Origin of the sequence: Mycobacterium sp. E2462, from assembly GCF_001672685.1 — a bacterium.
Classification (GTDB): Bacteria; Actinomycetota; Actinomycetes; order Mycobacteriales; family Mycobacteriaceae; genus Mycobacterium.
Window position 1 is genome coordinate 1 of sequence record NZ_LZKC01000232.1, and the last position, 1,388, is coordinate 1,388.

The 1,388-nt window shown below is 70.5% G+C and carries 1 protein-coding gene and 1 pseudogene; both read left to right on the forward strand.

Annotated features, from left to right (window positions below):
* A partial coding sequence (mltG, locus tag A5714_RS11595) for an endolytic transglycosylase MltG (protein WP_197513650.1) occupies nt 1–1,156 on the forward strand: 1,156 nt, incomplete at its 5' end.
* Nucleotides 1,131–1,388: pseudogene (locus tag A5714_RS11600) on the forward strand (shikimate dehydrogenase); the annotation flags it as partial. The gene mltG and the pseudogene A5714_RS11600, both read left to right, overlap by 26 nt.

Here is a 1,388-nt window from a genome sequence, read left to right on the forward strand (position 1 = left end):
GGCCAGCCGCCGGCGCCGCCGCTTCGTCATCCGGGTGTCGCTGGCGCTGCTGGTCGTCGTGGTGATCGCCGGCGTGTTCGCCGGAACGAAGCTGTGGCACACCGTGTTCGGCAACGGCGACGACTACCGCGGCGGCGGCAAGCGGGACGTCGTCATCCAGATCGAGGCCGGCGACTCGACCACCATGGTCGGCGAGACCCTGCAACACCAGCAGGTGGTCAAGACCGTCCGCGCCTTCGTCAACGCCGCGCACGGCAACACCGCCATCACCTCGATCCAGCCCGGCTTCTACCGGGTGCGCACCGAGATCCCGGCCGCCGACGCGGTCACGCGCCTGACCGACCCGAAGAGCCGGGTGGGGCGGCTGGTCATCCCGGAGGGACGCCAGCTCGACGACACCACCGACATGAAGACCAACAAGGTCAACCCCGGGATCTTCAACCTGATCTCCCAGGCCACCTGCGTGGACCTCGACGGTAACCGGCACTGCGTCCCGGTGGCGGACCTGCGGGCGGCCGCCACCGACAGCACCGTCGCCGCGCTGGCGATCCCGCCGTGGGCCGTCCAACCCGCCACCGAACTGGGCAAGGACCACCGCCGCATCGAGGGGCTGATCGCCCCCGGCACCTTCAACGTCGACCCCGCCGCGCCGGCCGGGGGCATCCTGGCCAGCCTCATCAGCGCCGGCGCCAGCGAATACACCAAGTCCGGGCTCGTCGACACCGCCCAGGCCATGGGGCTGTCGCCCTACGACATCCTGGTGGTGGCGTCGCTGGTGCAGCAGGAGGCCAACCCGCCGGACTTCGCGAAGGTGGCTCAAGTCATCTACAACCGGTTGCACGCCCACCACACGCTGGAGTTCGACTCGACCGTCAACTACCCGCTGGACCGCCGCGAGGTGGCCACCAGCGACGCCGACCGGGCGCTGCGAACCCCGTGGAACACCTACGTCTCGCTGGGCCTGCCGGCCACCGCCATCTGCTCGCCCGGCACCGACGCGCTGCGCGCGGCCGAGCATCCCGAGCCGGGCGACTGGTTGTACTTCGTGACCATCGACAATCAGGGCACCACCCTGTTCACCCGCGACTACCAACAGCATCTGGCCAACATCGAGCTGGCCAAGCGCAACGGTGTCCTCGACAGCGCCCGGCCGTAGAGCCGGGGTGCTGGGCAAGCCGATTGCCCACTCCAAATCCCCGCTGCTGCACCTGGCCGCCTACCGCGCGCTCGGACTCGACGGCTGGACCTATGACCGCATCGAATGCGACGCCGACGAGCTGCCCGCGGTGGTCGGCGGGTTCGGGCCCGACTGGGTCGGGGTGTCGGTGACCATGCCGGGCAAGTTCGCCGCGCTGCGCTTCGCCGACGAGCGGACCCCGCGCGCCGAG